A 17,687-nucleotide genomic window follows, 5' to 3' on the forward strand; every position below is an offset into this window, starting at 1 on the left:
TCCCTTCACGAATGCTTGGGTACCAGCCGAAGAATATCGGATGGCGATTTGGCCCGCACGGAAAGCGTCCGTACGCCCCGGTGAATGTGACTCCGAACCAGATCGATAAGTTCGTCGTTCGATAGATCTCTGGCTTCCTCCTCCGAAGAGCGGCCTTCCACCCAGCGGGTGAGCGCACCGATCAGTGCTCCGTATTCGCCGGTGAGGGTGTAAGCGTTGAATTCGGCGCCGGTCTCATCCGGTGCCGGGGTCCCGAGCAGCGGTCCTTCCTCCAACGAAGTCAGCAGCGCCATTCGGCATAGCAAGTTAGGCGTAACGCCCGTACGCTGTCTCAACGCTCTCAGCCTGCTGCTGGCGTCGGCGGAGATCTTAAGCTTGCTGTAGTGCACGTGCATCCTCCCGAACCTCTGGAACCTCGAAGTAACCGCGACAAACGGAGGTTCGACGAGATACCGGATCGTAATCAAGCCTGTAAGAATGAGATATGCTCGGCCGCAGCCTCTCGATCTGAGTTGCGTCGACCTCCGTATCTGTCGACAGCATGATGACCTGGTGCGATGCCGCCGGAAAATACCGCTCCATCAGGTTTGCGCGGTGCTCTGAATCCAATCTCGCAAGGGGAGTATCGATGATCATGGGCAGCGGCCTACCGCTGGTACGTGCCAGGGCCCAGAGCATCGCGATCGCGTAGACTTGTTTTTCCCCGGCCGATAATTCGTCTTTCCTGACCTCATTTCCGTCCTGGTCGAGGAGGGTGGTTCGGAACGTCACCGGATCGATACGGATGTCGCCGATGAGACCGGGCTTCCTCGCGAGGTATCCGAAACACCGCACGAACTCCGATTTGAGCTGAACTAGCTTGTGCTCGAGAAGGCGATGTTCATAGTCCGCCAGCACCTGAGCCGTTCGGCCCGCCAAGTCCACCCGGTCGGAAGCGTTCGCAGCCGCGCTCTGCTCCTCCAGCATGCGCACGCGCTCGCGTTCCATGGTGACGCGTTGCCCCCGAACGAGGTCGAGTTCGGCCTGGCGTGTCTTCAATGTGGCTTCCGTGGTGCCCAATTTCTGGTCGGCAAGCCGAAGCTCGTCCAGCATGGCGCCCGCTGCGGCGTTGTCGGCGCGCGCCAGCTTCTTTTCCAGTTCGCGCTCGCGCCTCGCAAGGCTCTCGAGTCTTCGGAGCAGCGTTTCCGCGCGCGGGCGAACGACGCCTTCGATTTCGTTCAATCTCGCCAAAGCGGCCGTCCCATCTCCGAGGCCGGCAAACGCTACTGCGGATTTCGAGCCCGAAGGCGTGCGCGCCTGCTGTTGAACGAAGCGTCGGAGATCCGACCAATGCTTATCGGTCCAACGCGCTTCACGGTCGGGCGTTTCGTTCCTCTTCCACGACGAAATTGCGGCACGCAAGGCGGCGACCGACGGTGCGACGCTCGACGAGTTCTCGGCGAGAAGCGCGTTTTTGAAACCAGCGATCAACTTCGGCGCCATCGCAAAAGGAAGCAGACCGTTCGCGAGCTCCTTCAGTTCGTGCTCGCCCCGGGATATTTCCTTCTTTACGCTTTCCCGTTCGCTCTCGATGCTGTTGCGAGCCATAGCCTCTTCGCCGCCTTCGGCGACGAAACGCCGTCGGATCCGCTCGGCCACTCTTGCCTGCGAGTCGCGGAAAGACATCAATTCCGCGACCTCGCCATTCAGTTCGTCGATCCGTTTGGCGTTGGTGTTCAGTTGCATGACAACATCGTTCACCTTCGCGGCGACGCCGTCGCCGGCGCCGCCTTCATGGCGTCCGATGAACAGCGCGATGTCGGTGCGCAATCGGCCTACAAGTTCGATGCCAAGCAGGCTTCGGACTGCGTCGGCCATCTGCTCGTTGTCGTCGTCGCTGGCGATCTGCTGTATCTTCTCTCCGTCGAAAAAGAACAATTGAGAGACGCCGGGAGGAATGAGCTCCTGAAGGAACATATGCCATTCGTCGCGCGGCACCGCCGTCACGATGCTCCCATCCTTTTCCAGCGACAGCTCTTCGGCTACCGCCTTGCCGCGAACTTCCCATTCGCGCCTAACTCGATAGCGATGGACGAAGCCCGCCTCCGAGTAATCGAATTCGAGTTCGACGGCTGCCCGTGCCGACGTCGAGTCGCGATTGATGCGCTCGCGCAGATGGTTTTCATATTCCGACAGCCCAACCCTGGTGCCGAGCGCCCGTCGGCCGTAGAGCGCCAGGCGGACCGCTTCGAGGACTGTAGTCTTTCCGGCTCCGTTCTTACCCCCGATCAGGACGATCGGATTTTGGCGTCCCTTCACGGTGCGAGGAACAAGGTCGATCTCCGCACTTCCGGCATATAGCCCGAAATCCTCGAGCCTGATCTTGCGGAGGATCATGAAATCTCTCCGCTTTCGATATCCAGTTCCACCTGTCCAACAATTGCCGCTTCGGCGTCGGCCCTGGACGACCCTTTGGCGGCTATCCGCTCCGCGACGATCACGTCAAGATCGCGCCATTCCTGGCGGAATACGTCTTCGATCCGCGTGTGCACAGCGTGCCGGCGTTTCAGACCATGAGCGGCTTTCTCGATGTCCAGCAGGCGAACCACGAGTTCGGTCGGGACCTGTCGAGCCGAGCAGACCTCGTCGAGCAGTCGCGCATCTTCAGCACCCAACGATACGGAATCCTCGACGACCCAGTTGAGATCGCGCCCCAACGCTTTTCTCACAATGCTTGGAACGCTATCGGCCCAGTCGCCTCTCTCCGACCGCCATATCCTGCGTATCTCGTGCAGTTCGGCGTCGTGGATGAGAAGGCTGTCTTCTCCCGGGGGAGCGCTCTTCTGAACGCGAACCTGGGTGTCCAGGAGGCGTTCGAGCAGAAGCTTGCAAAAGTCCATCCTGTACGGGCCGGGAACGGGTTGATCCGAGTCCCCGATGAACGAGACGTGGCCGCCACGTCGCCGGAATTCGCGATAGATTTTCTTCTTCTGCGGATCCTGGGTTTCCGAAAGCATGTCCCTGAATTCCAGAAGGGGCTCCAGCCAATCCTCTCCGGAATCGATCATGTTTTCCATGGAACGGTCCCGCTCCACGACCGTGCACACCCAGCATCCGAACCGGGAGTTTCCGCAGCTCGGAGTGGTCTTGTCCACGACGACTGGGCATTCGCCCTGGGCGTTGCGGTACATCGCGACCAAGTCGCGATTGTCGTTCCCCCAAGGGGATGCGTTCTGTAGGAGATAGGACCAGACGTCGTCAGTCGAAAATGCCTCGATCGGTCCGTAAACGAAGGCATTCAGCAGCGAGGAATGCCTGGAGAGTACCGATCCCTTTAGCCGGTGCAATGACATGACCTGAGCGCGAGTGGCGCTCTCCGACGACCGAACCCCGAGAACCATCACTACTTCACCGAATTCGGCGACTTTGCTCTTGATGAAGGCGTCCGCCGGTTCGATCTTGAGCCGTTCGGTGCACCAGCGGAACCGTCGCGACGGCGCGGGATAGCCTTTCCCGATCAGATTGACCCAAAAGCTCTTCTCGACCGTCGGAGTCACCTTCTGGCTTCGAAACGGCAAACCTTGGTCCCGAGCGGTCTTTTCAATTCTAGCCAGCGTGACGTCGATGTATCGAACAATCACGGGCGTTTCTACAAGTGTGTCCGAACTGATGACATAGACCGGCTTCGTTCGCTGGTCGGGTGGCAGGGACGAGAGCGCGGTCCAGACGAGTTGAAGGACACAGGTCGAGTCCTTGCCCCCGGAATAACCGACAACCCACGGACGGGCGTCCGCTAGGTAGACCTCGCGTATTTCCCTGGAGCGGTCTTCGATTGCCGCCTTATTGATCATGGGATTCATGTTGCGTCCGCTGCTTCCAGTTCGATACCTGCCACCGGTGCGTAAAGGTCTTCGATTTTTTGCGCTTCGGGCGGCAGAGGTACTCCGAGCGCTTTCGAGATCACGTTGGCGACGAGGACGATGTTGTTCTTGGATTTGTTCACTTTGCCAGCCACCAAGGCGCGGTTATCCCACAAGCGCCGGTTCGATCGCGACCAATCGATGTCACGAAGGCCTTGCAGTTTGGGGCGCCATCCCTTGGGGCTATCCGACGCCATTCGTCCTACCACTGTCGCGATCGCCTGGACGGCGACCCCATGAGCGTGCACATAGTCGCGCCTCAGATCGCATGCTGCAACTTGCCTCGTGCCCACTCGCTGCCAGTCCGGCATGTTTTGGATAATCTCGGTCCAGTAATCCACAGCCTTTTCCAAATCTCCCTCATCGACCTTGCCGCCATGCATCTTGCCCACCAGTTCGGCGGTCGCCTGATGAAGGCTGCTCAAGGTAAATAGCTTGATGGAGCGGTTCGAGATGCTGCTTGTATCGAGGCAGGTGAAGTCCCTAAACAACGGAATTTGCTTGACGACACTGCGGGTCAGGCCTGCCAACGCATCCCGATGGTCGTACAGAAGCTTGATCGATTTCGTCGGTCTCACGGCGTGGATGTTCAAGTCGGCGAACATCTGTTGCGAACGTTTAAGTCCTCGGTCGGCAAAAACCACAACTGAAATCGTTTCATCGCCCAGGAGGGGGCGCTCGCGAAGCGCCTCCTCGATGGCAGCGCGCCTGTGCTGACCGTCATTGATCAGAATTGTGGCGTCCATGGAAATCCGAAGCCGTCCGACCGAACGCAGCGCACCAGTCGGTGCGGCAGGTTGAAATTCGATCTCGCCGTCAATCGACGCACACAGCGACGACAGAATGTATTCGCCCGGATTGTTGGTGATGTAGCTGGCAATGGCTGGCACACGGGCTCGGTTCAAAACCCGTTGAGCGCGCTCCGCTGCCCCCATCGCTTCATCCTCGAACTGGAAAAGGCGCGGAACGACCTTGAGCGGGACCATGATCACGTAATAGGCGTTAGCCGCTTGGATGCCTCTAATCGCCGTAAACTCAAGGCTGTTGTCGGACATATCACCACTCCAATGGACTTTCAGTTATCCCATTTGGAAGTTCGATGGAAGTCAATTGTCGCGTGATAGAGATGCGGACGCTTGGCAAGAATCCAGGAAAATAATCTAGACAAGACAGTGTGTTAGGTCATTTTCAACAAGAAGGGGCATCAGGGTTTCAATCACGTCGCCGCTGTTTCGTGCCAAGCGTGCGAATTCGGCAACACGCTTCAACTCTTCCTCCAATAGCGCCCGTTCGACATCGCTCCTCTCGACCAGGCCATCCGGAATTCTGACCATCAGATCGACGATTTCGGCGAAGTGTTTGCCGGGCGAGCGCCGGAGTATTCGTCCCCGTCGCTGGATGAATTGGCGCGGATTTCGACTGCTGGCTAGTATGAACGCCTTTTGGCACGCGGGAACGTCGATACCTTCGTCCAAGCAACGGATGGCGACCATCGCTTCGAGGTCCCCGAGACGGAAGCCGTCCAAGATCATTCGACGCTCGTACGTAGCTTCCCGCGCCGTGAATCGCGATGCCCGCCATCCGAGGTCGTGTAGTCTCTGGGACACCGCTTCGACCTGCCTTTGCGGCGCGGAATTGTCTTCGTCGGAGTCGGTGCTTGCGTCGCTGCAATAGAACAGCGTGTGAGCGGTGGGCTCTTGTCCCCGTAACAGCCGGTCAAGGACATTCATCTTGTTGGAGGCACCTCCGAGCACTCGCGCTCGCTCGAACAAGAGGCGGTCGAGTTCCGGATTTCCTTCGCCGAGTCGCGCCGGAGATCGACCGATTAGACGGCCGATGCGCTCACTCAACTCCAGATATCGGTCGGTTTCGTCCTCCGTGAGGTCGACCAACTCAACCTGATATCGATAAGGGGTGAGAACGCCGTCCTCGAGAGCCTGACGGAGGTCATAGGTATCGACGACGCGTCCATAAAAGCGGTTCAATCGAAGGTTTGCTTCGGCGTTCAAATAATGATCGGGCGTCGCCGAAAGCCCCAGTCTGAGCTGTGCCTGGTCGGGAAGCGAAGCCGCATTAGATACCGAGCCATGATGGTGGCATTCGTCGCCGACCCACAACATTCGATCGCCGGGGATATTCTTCAGTAGGTGCTGAAAGACCTCTCCGGTAAGCGTCTTGTTCACGACAACCAAACAGATGAACGGCGCTGCCCCCTGTTCGAAGAGGTGTAGCGCCTGGGCTACGTCGTCGCGCCAACGGGCGGTACCGCCATAGCATGCGAAGGCCTGGATAGAGAAAATGCGAAGATTCTCGACCCACTGATCCGCCAGGCTCTGGTAGGGGACGGCGACGATCAGGCACAGGCGGTTCGTTTGCTTGAAAAATTGCACGGCTGCGTAGATCGCCGTAACTGTCTTTCCCGCACCCGTCGCCAGGGCCAGGATGCCTTGGCAGTCCGATGCCCGCCACGCTTCCAGAGCCCGCCTTTGATGCGGCATGATGGCGAAGGGGCGGCCGCCCAAGGTCTTGGGCAGTGAGGGCTGTGAACGCGCCGGCGAAGGCATATATCGTTGAAGCGCCTCTTCCCATAACGCGCGCTCGGTATCGGTATCGGCAACACGCGACCGCTTTGCGATGCGTATGAAACGTTCGCGAACGGCGTCAGGAAAGTCGATGACAACCGTTCCGGGGCTTCGATTTTTCCAGAGCCTTTCGAACCCCGCAACGTGCGGCTCGAAATGTGCGGCGAGTTCCGGTCGCCAAGTCGGAAAAACGTTCATCGTCTCGAAATTAAAGTCGGGCAGGAGAGCATAGACTGTCTCGTTTGCCGATCCCTGAAAGACAACGCCGTCGCCGTTGGCATCCCTCATGATGCCAACCTTTGCGTGGTACATCCCCCTGCGCTTCAATGCGACTTTGATGTCGAGGTGACCGCCGGCGACAAGCCAGCTCAACAGCTCGATTCTGGTCTGAAAAAGATCGTCATCGACATTGTCGAGAACCCGCAGCAGTTGCCTGCCGATCTTCTCGCTGAGGATCCGGGTGTCGTATCCGCTTTGGATTGCGGCCACGTCCTCCTCGTCCAATTCGCCGCCCACCACTAGCCGCATTCTACCGTTGCCGGCGACGAATGCTGATATTCCCTGCGCCGCAAAAGACAACATGCTGCCGGAGAAGAATCCGACCGCCCTGTCGTACTGAACGCTCTGGGAGAGCGCCGGGATGTAGAAGTCTCGCAGAAGATCGTCTTCGTCGGATTGGTAAACCGCCTTGAGATTGAGGTCCTTCAACATGCGACTAGAAGACGACCCGGTTGATAACGTCTGCCGCCAGCGGTTCCGCCTTGAGAAGGCCCGCCCTGTGCAGTCCGCTCAGAATAGCCCTGTCGCCGTTCTCGTCCGCGGGATCATCGTTCAGCCATTCCTTTAGAATCTCCAGTCCGCCGGCCACGTAACGCTCGAATTCCGACACCAGACGATCCGAGTTGGCGTCGTCGTTTTTCAGGATGTTCCTGTCGCGCGTCGCCGCCAATCCCACGAGATAGAGCACGTCCAACGCCTGGTCGTTTCTCTCGAAGATGCGGGCGTCCACGAGCAGTTCGGTCGGTCCGTCCAGCACGACCTTTCTGTCTCGTTCGAATCCGAGCAGTGCTGCGAAACAGGCCAGCTCTCGAAACGTTCCGAAAATCGAGTTTCCCGTGTGCGGGTGCGTTGCCCTCGCAAGGAGTTCGCAAATCTCTGCGTGCCGGGCAAGTCGTCGAATGTTCTGCATCTTTAAGCGACCTCTTCCACACGCGTGAGATTTCTCTCCTGATTGAACAGCGACTGGTTGTAGTTGCGCCCGTTCAAGGCAATGGGGTCGTTGCTCTTTCCCTCGCGCGCCCGCCTGTTTTCGGAAATCAGCACGTATTCCTTGCCGACCCGGGCCTTTAACGCGTCGTACACTCCCGCGGACATGTGCGCGCTGGACAGCAGTAGGATAACTTGTCCCGCCATCTCGGGAATGAATTCCGCCGTCGCCTCCCTGTAGGACTGGTCCAGATGGCCGATCGGTGCGTCAAGGACCAGCGGCGCCACGGTACCCGGCGAAAGAAGTTCGTCCGTATTTCCCACGCGTTCCTTCGAGAACCGCACAAGCGCGGCGGTAAAGGCAAGGCTCATGAGCTGGTTTTCGCCTCCGCTCTTGGGGACCGGACCATCGATGTCGGAGTGGGTCAAAGCCATCGAAAAATCGTCGTCGAACTTGAATTGGTAGTCGCGTCGCGCGGTGCGTTCGAGGATCTCGTTGATTTCGCCTTCGATCGCGCTTCTGGCCCGGCTCTCGTACCGCTCCAGGCGGCTCTTCAGAAGGATCGCAGCGTCCAATGCGAGTTGCCGCTTCCTCATGATCGTGCGCGTGCGTTCGTTCTTCGCTCCCTTCACCTTGATTTCCTGGGCCAAGCTGTCGATGCGCGATGCCGCATTCCTGATCGTTGCCTCAAGATCGCCGATTCTCTGGTGTCGTTGACCCAAGTTTTTCTCGATCTCCCCTCTCGCTCTTTCTCGTTCCCGGACCCCGTGAAGATCGAGGCCTTCGAGCTTCTTGCTGACCTCACCCAATTCGGCAGCGACCCCGCGACGCTCTTCGAGAAGCTGACCCAACCGTTCCTGTGTCGATGACAGCTGGTTCGGCGCATTTCGAGCCAAGTCCTGAAAGGTATGAAGCCTGATGCGGACCCGTGCCAGACGGCTTTCCGCCTCGGTATTGCCCGCCGTCTTCAGGAGGGTGGCTACAGCGTTCCACTCCGACGTCGTCGGTTTCAGGTCTCGACAGCAGATGCAATTCTCCCGGTGAAGAAGGCTCTGGATGAAATCTTCACGATAAGGGCTCGGGAGCCGTCCTTCAACCGCCTCCGAATCGACGAAGCTCGCAGTTTCAAGCAGCGCCTTCTTGCTCAGAACGGTGATGGATTTCTCGCCGATCCAACGGACGAGCTCGGCCTGTCTCTCGCGGACGTCGCGTTCGATCTGCTCCTCGCGCGTTTTCAGGCCATCGCGGAGTTCTTGGACCTCGCTCGCTCCGGCGGTCAATCGGAGAGCTTCGTCGATCAGGGATTTCTGTTCGCTCAGTTGCTCGACGCTTTTCTTCTGATCGGCTAGGTCGGCTTCGTCGCGCGCCACCTGATCCTCAAGTTCGGTCAGTTTGTCGCGAAGGGATTTAAGTTCGTCGTCGCCGCCTCCATCACCGGTCTGTTTCGTGTACTGGCCGGCGACGGCCTTGAGGTCCTTCATCCCTTCCTCGGCGAGGTCGCAGCCGAGCATGCTTCGGACAGCAGCCCCGGCGGTTTGATTCTTTTCGGCTGCAAAGGTCTCGGCGTGCTCGCCGTCGAAGAAGAAGTATCGCGCCATCGCCTTTGGAATGACCGAATTCACGAACGTCTCGGGAGCTCTGATCGGAACGTGCGACCCCCGATCGATACGATAAAGAAGAAAGGACGTCTTGGCGGATCCGATCGAAAAGGTGCGGGACGCCCTGTAGATTTCGCCGTTGAACTCGAATTCGACCTCTACCTTGGCTTCTCGGATTCCTTCCTTCTCCGCCTCGAAGTTTACTATCCGGTTTTTCTGCTCGAACCTTGGCGTTACGTCGTCGAACATCGCCCAATATACCGCGTTCAGGATAGTAGTCTTACCGACACCGTTCTCGCCATGAATAAGGGTCACATTCCGATCGTCCTCGCACGCCAGCGCCAGCTTGGTGGTGCCGTAGAACTGGCGGAAATTGTACAGATCAATCTGGCGGATTTTCACGGTTTTGCCTTTGTCAGTTTCTCGATGACTTCCCTGATTTCGTCTCTGCGCTCCTGCTGTACGTTGCGGAGTTCGTTCGCGTTCCGCCGCTCGATCAGAATGACCTCGCGTAGCAGCGTCTCCACAGTTTCGTCGACCGGCTCGCCGTTGTCCTTCATGATTTCCCTCTTGCATTTGGGCGCGTCGAACCGGCTGCCGTCGTCCAACCATCGACGAAGGTGGACCGCATGTCTGCAAGGATCGGAGGCAAGCGATCCTCGATCGTCAAACCGAGAAAAAGTGCGGCTCTGGTCGCGCCGACGTAAAGGTACTTAGCGAAGATATCGGGCTCGCGCTTGGCCAACCTGTCCAATCCCACGAAGAACACCGCTTCAAATTCCAGTCCCTTGATATGCTGGACGTCGAAGACGCGGACCTGATTACCCCGCCCGATGGCTAGGCCGCCTTGGCAGGCCACGGCGTTCAAATTCAAGTTCCTCTGCGACAGCACGGTGTCCAGAGACTTTGCAAGCGGAGAAACGCGGTCTTCCACGTCGACAAGCACGGCGACCGAGGGGATTCCGCCGCTCATGTTCTCGATTTCCTCGATCCGGCGCGCAATCCAGGCTGCGATGTCGGCGTCCGTCCTTAGACCGATGCCTAGAGCCGGCGGAACACCCTCGTTGTCAACATGCTCGGGAAGGCTCGGCGGAGCGCTATCCCGATACTCACTGCTTATGAGTTTATGGGCGAACTCGTTCAGCTGCCGGCTGTGACGGTATGTGATGTTTATGCCTCGAACATCGAGGCCGTCCAAGAGGACCAGATCTTCCAGCGAGCGGCTACCCCAGGCGGTAATCCGCTGGTGGAAATCGCCGCACGCCGTGAAGGATCGTGCGGCAGGATCGCCGAGCGCCGCCATGCATGCCAGTTGGATCGGTGAAAAATCCGTCGCTTCGTCGACGGCGATCTGCGTCCGGTACAGATCGGCCACGTTTTTTAGCGAGGCGTAGCTTGCGTCGGCAATGCTTGCGGCAAAACGCCGGTCTGCAAGGAGCATGGCCGTGCTTCTCAGCCTGGCAAGAAGTATCACGTCGATCTCCAACGGGTGCGCCTCCGAACCGACGAAGCCGGAGGCCGAGTACCATTTGCCCTCGGCTTGTCGCTGGCGCCGGAATTGCCTGTACCTCTGCGGGATTCCGACCATGTAACGGCGGAGCGGATTTGATAATCGCGTGACGGCCGACGAAGCGCGAAGGGCCCGCCCGAGAATCGAAAGTTCGCTTTCGGACGGAATTCGTCCGCCGAGCCATGCGAGGATCTTGCCGGTCCTGGAACGCGGTGCGACCTTTCGTCCGGACACGTGGGCGCGCGCGTGTGCGCCTACCGTCTCGACGTATGCGAGGAAGGCTGCCTCCCGGGTATCTTGTGAAACGATCCTGTCTTCCTCGTCGTCCGCCGCAGCATCGTCGGGCTCTTCGGCGTCGTCTTCCAGGCCGGCTACGAAATCCGCAAGCGCCGTTAGGAGGCCGCGGTCCTTAGCGAGCTGGTTCGCGAAGGCTTCGCGCGCGCGTCTTTCGGCGCCCTGACGCAGATCGAGGCGAGCCTTGGAAAGCTCGGCTGCCGTCTCCATGATATCGGCAAGCGACAGCGGTCCTTTTGCATCGGCACCTTTCAGCAATCCTTCCAGGCGAAGCCCCATGGTACGCAATTCACCCGTTTCGGCCTCCAGAAGCAGTTTTGCATTCGCCCCTAGGTCGCTCCAGAATGCTTCGTTCTGCCAGATTTCGAAATCGAGATACCAGGCGGTTTGACGTTTCAGTGTCGCGTTCTGGAGCGAAGATACCGTTTCCTTCATGACGAGGCCGCCTCGACGCGCGGCGGTTCTGAGAATGCCGAGGTTTTTGCGGGCGATGTTTTGGCGAAAGCTTGTCCATGTTTCAATGCGCAGATCCGACGCCGGCACCTCCTCCCTCGCGAAATTCTCCTTGACGTATTGAGCGAGAAGGTCGGTCGGCGCAAACATCAGCCAGCTGTTTCCGAGACCGGCCATTCCGGCGGCAGTCCGCGAAATGACACTCTTTTCGGTGTCGGTAAGATGCGTGACGTCGAGCTTTAGGCCGAGGCGTTTGATAAGCGTCGTCGTCTTTCCCGTGCCGGGCGGGCCGAGGATCAGCAGCCGGGTGGAAAGAGGCAGGCGGAATATTTCGTCTTGGAATTCGTCGAGTGCGCCCGTCTCGCGCAAGCCCATCTTGGCGACGACGGAGCGTCGGAAGCCCTCGACTACGTTTTCGGCTTCCTTCGCCTCCGCAAGCAGTTCGTCGATGAGATCCATTTCCATGGAAGCCGCCCGCGGAAGCAGGTGCCGCAGCGACACGATGGTCTTCGGAAAATGGCCGATATGCTCGAACTTCGAGTTCTTCGAGTCCCAACCTTCCGGATCCAGGGAAGGCTGCAGGAGTGTCTTTTCCAGGATTTCGAGCAGTTGCTCGCCTTTGGGTGTCGGCTTTGCGTACCTTGCCCCTACGGGAAGGGAAGCCAGACGTCCCAATGGCGCACGGTAGTTGGCGACCCGGATATTCGGCTCTTGACCGCTGTCCGGGGTCGCCCGCGCGATGTAATAGACAATCGGCTTGCCGTCCTCCATGACGACGATCCTGGCGATTGCAGGCTCACTTGAGAGGATCGCGAGCCGCCTTCGCTTCTCGGTTCCGATGTCCGAGAGTTTGTCCAGGGTTTTGGTGCCGGTGAACGTGTTGACCGCGGCAAGGGAAGCCGGTCCCGGCGCACTTTCGTGCATCTCGGACTGAGCAGCGTCCGCCGTCTTTTTGAAAAACGAGAGCGTTTGGTCCGCTAGGCTTCCCAAATCGGCCGTCGTTGGTCCGCGCGAGCGCGATTTTCTTTCAGAGTTCATTTCCCCCAGCCCGGCGTTTGGTCTTGACCCGATCCACAGCACGCGGCGGGCTTTATTGGCGGAGCATGCGAGGCAACCCTGCGTCGGCAGATCGGCACACGCCGACCGGAACGCTACCCCTTCAACCCCTAGTTAAGAACATCCGATTGGTATCACATCACAATACGCGAGTCTTGGCGGGGGCGTTCGCAGTCATTAGCAATTTGGGTTAGAGCCAAAATGGGGGAAAGGCTGCAAGGGTATGGCAATCCGGCAGAATCAGCGTCTTCATGACCGAACGATGGACAGTTCTGCTCGACGATGTCCTGCATGGATGATCGTCACGGATGTGCAAAACCGCCGAGCAAAGAAAGCGATCATCTTCCCAGTCAAAAATATGCGCCTCATCATGGTACTCTAAATTGCGAACGAAATAGACGTCAGCATCAATCCAGCAACCCAAGCCACGCTTCAGTAGTTCATATCGAAAATATTCGATCCTAGTGCGACGCTTCCGTTTGATCGGTACCGGAATATCCGGTTCTCAGACAGGACGGTGCGAGCATCAAGAACTTCAACGCCCTCGGCACCCCATCGACGCGATGGTAGCTATAGAGAACGACTTCGATGTCCGACCGCAACTGCTGACGCTAAGCATGCCTCTTCAACGTAACTGAGGCTTTTGCCGATCCATAAAGTATTAAGTCTGGTACCCATTGAATGCCAATATTTTCGCTTCAACAAAGCTCGGTCATGGAACGGGCCAACACCGCCCGCGACCCACTCGCATCTCGCTATTCTAGATTGCATTGGGAGTCGACGCCAGAGCAGTTCCGAACCGCAGCCGCCATCGTCGGCTCCTCTACAAAGTGCTTAGAAGCCGCATTTAGTGGATTGCTTCATAAAGATCGCCGGCGGCGTGGCGATTTGCCTCTAGGGCCGCCTGGCATGGTCAAAATCCTTGCTAGTTACCCTTCGAATGACCTTCGTCTCAATGCTTTTTTCATCCCAAATTTCGCCCGTAGCAACAACCTCAAAGACAGCCTGAAAGTCCTGAAATTCGTGGGGATGGTGGCTGTAGTCTTTCGCGACAGCGACGGCCACGATGAAAGAATCCGTGCTGGTTCGGTGCGCTTCCAATTCGTCTGCGTTCTGGAACCAGACTTGTTGGAAGACTTCGCCGCTGTTCTCCTTGGTGTAGCGTCCTTTTGTCCAAGTGACCGGTGCAATAGCGACGACTTTGCCGTGACTCCGAATTTCCGCCTTCCAACTCGTGCGGCTAGTATATTTCAGATCCAATCCCCCGACCGAATGAGCCATCTGGTCCGCTCCTAATCTACGCCAAGCATAGCACATCTTGCGCCAAGGCGGTGAGGGGACTTACAAAGCCCATGGGAGGTGCGCGACGATGACAGTTCCAACGGCAGATTCGACAGGAAAACCGTTCACAGAACGGGACATGAAATTGCTAGCCCTCCTGCTGCGGCCCAAAGGTGCGCAAAAGTATGAGCTCAATCAAGCGACCATGAGACGCGTGCCCGCGCACAGCTTCGTTGCGGACTCCAAGCGCCTGGCGGCACGGCTCAACGGCAAAGCCTGGGCCGATTCTCCCGGCCTGGGAGATACAAGGCGCTTCGGAATTACCCTGTCTGTCTCGACCTGACCTCAAGAAATCTAAACAGGCGACCACGACGACTAGGCATGCTTGCCGGCAGTGATCTGCTCGCCTCGGGGTCCGCGTTTCTTTCGCTACAGTGCTCGTCGACACGCAGCCGTTGCCGGCGCGTCGAATGGGTGCAGACCCGTCAAGATTAATAAAAAACCCCCTTGCTAGAAAGTAATCTTGACTACAATCTGTCGGTGTTAGATCCAGGGGGATGCATGCCTCTGTATGGCATTCACAGAATTGCAGTTGAGAGTTTGGTCTGCGTTACCGGCATGCGCGGCAAGCTGCAACTGCACCTCCATCTCTTGCGAATATCCAGGTTGGTCGGCCCGCTTTTCGCTTCGATCGGTGTATGCCTTACGATTGCATCGATGATGTCCTGGTTTCCCGCCAACGCCATCGCTCAGGATAGATCAAGGCGGCCACTGATCTTTGTACCCGGTATATTCGGGAGCAAGCTGTGTGAGGACGGCGATCCAAAAAAACTCCTGTGGGGATCGGTGTCAGCTTGGAAGCAGCTTCCTCTGCTCAAGCTCGATGCCGATGGCCACACGTCAAAGGTGCGGGTCGAGGCGTGCGGGCCAATTGACGAGTTCGTGTACTTCGGACACCTCGGACAGGACGTATACCGCAAGTTTCTCGACGCACTTGCTCCGGATTACAAACCCGACACCAATCTGTTCGTATTCGCGTACGACTGGCGATTAAGCAGCTTCGACAACGCCGAGCGCTTCGAAGCCGCGATCGAACAATATGCAAAACTCCTTCATCTCGGAGATTCGGATCAATTCGACGTCGTCGCTCACAGCATGGGTGGGCTTGTCGTAACCATATCGCTGAACGGTGGAAATCGGCGGATTCACCGCCTGGTTACGGTATCAACGCCGTTCCAAGGTTCGGTCGAGATGTTTCCTTCTCTTGAGGGCGGCTGGGGTTGGCTGCAGCGCCAGCTGGTTTCCATGCAGCAGGTACGAGACACGGTGCTCAGCTTCCCGTCGATCTATGAGTTGTTCCCGACCTATAGAAATTGCTGCGCGCTGGGCAGCGGAAGGCCAGGTATCCCTCTGAACATGACCCTGCCAGAGGACGTAAGAAGGATAGCCTGGATGAGCACGTTGCCGCCGGATTTGCTAAAAACGCGTTTGGATGCCTTATCAAGGCTTCGCGCGCTGACTGCTGGCAAATCTCCGATTGCGGTAGCTCACATGTACGGCGTCAAGGAAGAGACACCGGAACAGATATATCTTTCGAATGAACCAAATGCCGATCAGGATCACTTGATCAAGAAGAAAGTGACATCCTGGCTGGGTGATGGAACTGTCCTCGATTACAGCGCCATGATGGACAATGATCTGGGAAGACTTCCTGGAGCGACCCTGCACGAGCGGATCATGTCTGATCCGAAGATTATCGAACAAGTGAAGGCAGCGCTGGTTGAACGGACTCCGCCGGAGAACATTTCAGCAGCCCCCCTCGCGACCTGCAACACCTCCGAGGGACCCCTTGAGATCGACGGGGCCACGCTGAATGGCTCCGAGAGGGTACTGCTACCCGAACAAGAGCTCTCCATGACGCTTTCGGTGAGGACCTCGAAGCCCATTCAGAGTCCCCCGGTGCTTCGCACTTTGGAAGCGGAAGGCCTCATCGTCTCCTCCGGTGCTTCCGCGGCTATAAAATTTGAGCCTTTCGATCAACCTAGCTTCGATAAGGAACGGGCGCGAGGAGGAGGGGTAATCGACTTCTACACCCAGAAATTCGCTGCGAAGGTCCGTGCTCCGACGGTCTCAGGAGATGCCAAGATCGAATTTCGGTGTGACGGGAAACAAAAGGAAGCCGTCGCCTCCTGGGACTTTAAGGTGACACCATGAACAGGCGAGCCGTTTTGCTGGCGTTACTCGGTAGTTTTGCTGTCTCGCCTGCTGCGCCTCAATCTTTCACCAAGGCAATCGAACTTGCCAGGACCTACACTGTTGCGATCCGGGTGACCGGCACGGCGGAGAATGGCGGATCAGACACCCGATACGGGTCGGGCGTTATTGTGCGCAGCAGTGGCTTCATCGCCACTGCTGGCCACGTGATTGGAGCCAACTCGGAATGGCTTCAGGGCAGCGACGGAATCCTGAAGCGAACCATCCAGGTTCGAATTCCCGACATTCACGGCTATCTCGAAGATCAGTGGCGGTCCGCCGAGCTGTTCAAGCCAGGGCCATCCGACGTTGCCATCATCAAGATCAATGGAGCCGATTTCAAGCGCGCCGATTGCCGCGTGTTGCAGGAAGTTCGCGGTACCGACATCTATCGCCTTGGTTTTCCCGAAGGCGGCCAAGGCGGCTGGGCTGACGAGAAGGGTGGCAAGACGGCAGTCAGCCAATTGGCCCAGAATTTTCAAGGCAACATGATTTCCCAGAAGGGAATGAGCGGCGGACCTGCAGTCGACGTGACCGGCAGGGTGCTCGGGTTGTCGATCAACCGCGAAGATGATCCGAGATTTCCCAGCCAGAGTTTTACGGAATTCGTCCGCATCGAGGAGGCCGCCGCGCTGTTGCCCCAATCCAGCGACGCGGCAGGCTGCCAGGTTGGATCACCCGGCACAGGTGGCGATGCTGTCGACATCACGCCGCGTCTGAAATCCCTCGGCACCGAAGCGACCGTCATTTTCAATTATCCCGATCAGATCGTGACGATCAAACCCGGCGAATATGTTCTCGACGGCCGCAGCCTGCGACTCAAAGCCAAGAAGCTGGCCTTGGACGGAACGGTTCTGATCCGGTCCTTCGCGCCAGCATCGGCGCCATCAGCGGGACAACAAGGTGGCCCGGGCAATACAGGCACGCAGGCTGGCGGTGATGGCCAGAACGGTGCGAGAGGGTTGCAAGGTGAGGTCGGGGCGCCAGGTGGTGACGGGAGGTCAGGGCGCGCGAGCGGTGCCTATTTGATCGAGGTAGAGGAACTCGCTCTCGCGCGAGATACGAAATTGCAAATAGTCGCAGACGGCGAACCTGGAGGAAAGGGCGGGCGTGGTGGTGTCGGCGGTCCTGGTGGTGCCGGAGGTGCCGGCCGCAACCGAGGCGGAAATGCCTTTTGTGGCGGAGCGGTTTCGCCCGGCAATGGTGGTCCCGGAGGCAAGGGCGGAATAGGCGGTCCGGGCGGTAGAGGAGGCCGCGGCGGAGACGGTGGCCAAATCGTCTATGCCGCATCGTTGGCCGACTATTTGGTCGACCAAAGATTGGTGCTCTCCGCACCCGGTGGAATGGCAGGTGTTGGTGGTGCGGGTGGACCGGGTGGTTCAGGTGGCCCCGGCGGGGCCGCGGGCGGAGGCAGCCACTGCGGCGGTGGCGGAGATACTGGTCCAGTAGGAGCTGCAGGCGACGCAGGGATCAGCGGAAGCGCAGGCGCGCTTGGTTTGTATGGCGATGTGCGTGGCCTTTAACTGAATCCAACCACGATGCGTTCTTGTCAGT

General features: G+C 58.3%; 13 protein-coding genes. 3 read left to right on the forward strand and 10 right to left on the reverse strand.

Features of this window, described 5'->3' with window-relative positions:
* Positions 1-5 precede the first annotated feature (5 nt).
* The 10 genes from dndE to RX330_RS10810 form a co-directional block, all read right to left on the reverse strand.
* Positions 6-395: a DNA sulfur modification protein DndE gene (gene dndE, locus RX330_RS10765; protein WP_317242971.1), complete on the reverse strand. Its 390-nt coding sequence runs from the start codon at positions 393-395 to the stop codon at positions 6-8.
* Positions 370-2,376 (reverse strand): DNA sulfur modification protein DndD, encoded by a 2,007-nt coding sequence (gene dndD / locus RX330_RS10770; protein ID WP_317242972.1) that lies wholly within the window; start codon positions 2,374-2,376, stop codon positions 370-372. The genes dndE and dndD overlap by 26 nt, the downstream gene beginning before the upstream one ends.
* A complete protein-coding gene (gene dndC / locus RX330_RS10775) occupies positions 2,373-3,839 on the reverse strand; it encodes a DNA phosphorothioation system sulfurtransferase DndC (protein ID WP_317242973.1) in 1,467 nt (488 codons plus the stop codon). Before dndC ends, dndD begins: the two co-directional genes overlap by 4 nt.
* On the reverse strand, positions 3,836-4,954 hold the full coding sequence (dndB, locus tag RX330_RS10780) for a DNA sulfur modification protein DndB (protein WP_317242974.1): 1,119 nt from the start codon (positions 4,952-4,954) through the stop codon (positions 3,836-3,838). Before dndB ends, dndC begins: the two co-directional genes overlap by 4 nt.
* Positions 4,955-5,059: 105 nt before the next feature.
* A complete protein-coding gene (locus RX330_RS10785; protein WP_317242975.1) occupies positions 5,060-7,192 on the reverse strand; it encodes a DEAD/DEAH box helicase family protein in 2,133 nt (710 codons plus the stop codon).
* 4 nt (positions 7,193-7,196) lie between these two features.
* Positions 7,197-7,670: a hypothetical protein gene (locus RX330_RS10790; RefSeq protein WP_317242976.1), complete on the reverse strand. Its 474-nt coding sequence runs from the start codon at positions 7,668-7,670 to the stop codon at positions 7,197-7,199.
* A gap of 2 nt (positions 7,671-7,672) precedes the next feature.
* Positions 7,673-9,688, reverse strand: a complete 2,016-nt coding sequence (locus tag RX330_RS10795; protein WP_317242977.1) for an AAA family ATPase — start codon at positions 9,686-9,688, stop codon at positions 7,673-7,675.
* Positions 9,685-9,846 (reverse strand): hypothetical protein, encoded by a 162-nt coding sequence (locus RX330_RS10800; RefSeq protein WP_317242978.1) that lies wholly within the window; start codon positions 9,844-9,846, stop codon positions 9,685-9,687. Before RX330_RS10800 ends, RX330_RS10795 begins: the two co-directional genes overlap by 4 nt.
* The gene (locus RX330_RS10805; RefSeq protein ID WP_317242979.1) at positions 9,843-12,581 is read right to left on the reverse strand and encodes an ATP-binding domain-containing protein; all 2,739 of its coding nucleotides are present in this window, start codon (positions 12,579-12,581) and stop codon (positions 9,843-9,845) included. The genes RX330_RS10800 and RX330_RS10805 overlap by 4 nt, the downstream gene beginning before the upstream one ends.
* 912 nt (positions 12,582-13,493) lie before the next feature.
* Positions 13,494-13,880, reverse strand: coding sequence for a hypothetical protein (locus tag RX330_RS10810; RefSeq protein ID WP_317242980.1), 387 nt, complete (start codon positions 13,878-13,880; stop codon positions 13,494-13,496).
* A gap of 88 nt (positions 13,881-13,968) precedes the next feature.
* Here RX330_RS10810 and RX330_RS10815 point away from each other — a divergent pair, with 88 nt between their 5' ends.
* The 3 genes from RX330_RS10815 (at position 13,969) to RX330_RS10825 (ending at position 17,656) form a co-directional block, all read left to right on the forward strand.
* Complete coding sequence (locus tag RX330_RS10815; protein ID WP_317242981.1) at positions 13,969-14,223, forward strand: hypothetical protein; 255 nt, start codon at positions 13,969-13,971, stop codon at positions 14,221-14,223.
* 218 nt (positions 14,224-14,441) lie between these two features.
* Positions 14,442-16,094, forward strand: coding sequence for an alpha/beta fold hydrolase (locus tag RX330_RS10820; protein WP_317242982.1), 1,653 nt, complete (start codon positions 14,442-14,444; stop codon positions 16,092-16,094).
* Positions 16,091-17,656, forward strand: a complete 1,566-nt coding sequence (locus RX330_RS10825; protein WP_317242983.1) for a serine protease — start codon at positions 16,091-16,093, stop codon at positions 17,654-17,656. Before RX330_RS10820 ends, RX330_RS10825 begins: the two co-directional genes overlap by 4 nt.
* The last annotated feature ends 31 nt before the right edge of the window (positions 17,657-17,687 follow it).

It is taken from the genome of Bradyrhizobium sp. NDS-1 (assembly GCF_032918005.1).
GTDB lineage: Bacteria > Pseudomonadota > Alphaproteobacteria > Rhizobiales > Xanthobacteraceae > Bradyrhizobium > Bradyrhizobium tunisiense.

Bases quoted from the DNA above. Each gene is read 5' to 3' on its own strand.
- RX330_RS10805 (WP_317242979.1), bottom strand. From the start codon at position 12,581: ATGAACTCTGAAAGAAAATCGCGCTCGCGCGGACCAACGACGGCCGAT.
- RX330_RS10790 (WP_317242976.1), bottom strand. From the start codon at position 7,670: ATGCAGAACATTCGACGACTTGCCCGGCACGCAGAGATTTGCGAACTC.
- dndE (WP_317242971.1), bottom strand. From the start codon at position 395: ATGCACGTGCACTACAGCAAGCTTAAGATCTCCGCCGACGCCAGCAGC.
- RX330_RS10810 (WP_317242980.1), bottom strand. From the start codon at position 13,880: ATGGCTCATTCGGTCGGGGGATTGGATCTGAAATATACTAGCCGCACG.
- RX330_RS10785 (WP_317242975.1), bottom strand. From the start codon at position 7,192: ATGTTGAAGGACCTCAATCTCAAGGCGGTTTACCAATCCGACGAAGAC.
- RX330_RS10820 (WP_317242982.1), top strand. From the start codon at position 14,442: ATGCCTCTGTATGGCATTCACAGAATTGCAGTTGAGAGTTTGGTCTGC.
- RX330_RS10815 (WP_317242981.1), top strand. From the start codon at position 13,969: ATGACAGTTCCAACGGCAGATTCGACAGGAAAACCGTTCACAGAACGG.
- RX330_RS10800 (WP_317242978.1), bottom strand. From the start codon at position 9,846: ATGAAGGACAACGGCGAGCCGGTCGACGAAACTGTGGAGACGCTGCTA.
- dndC (WP_317242973.1), bottom strand. From the start codon at position 3,839: ATGAATCCCATGATCAATAAGGCGGCAATCGAAGACCGCTCCAGGGAA.
- dndB (WP_317242974.1), bottom strand. From the start codon at position 4,954: ATGTCCGACAACAGCCTTGAGTTTACGGCGATTAGAGGCATCCAAGCG.
- RX330_RS10825 (WP_317242983.1), top strand. From the start codon at position 16,091: ATGAACAGGCGAGCCGTTTTGCTGGCGTTACTCGGTAGTTTTGCTGTC.
- dndD (WP_317242972.1), bottom strand. From the start codon at position 2,376: ATGATCCTCCGCAAGATCAGGCTCGAGGATTTCGGGCTATATGCCGGA.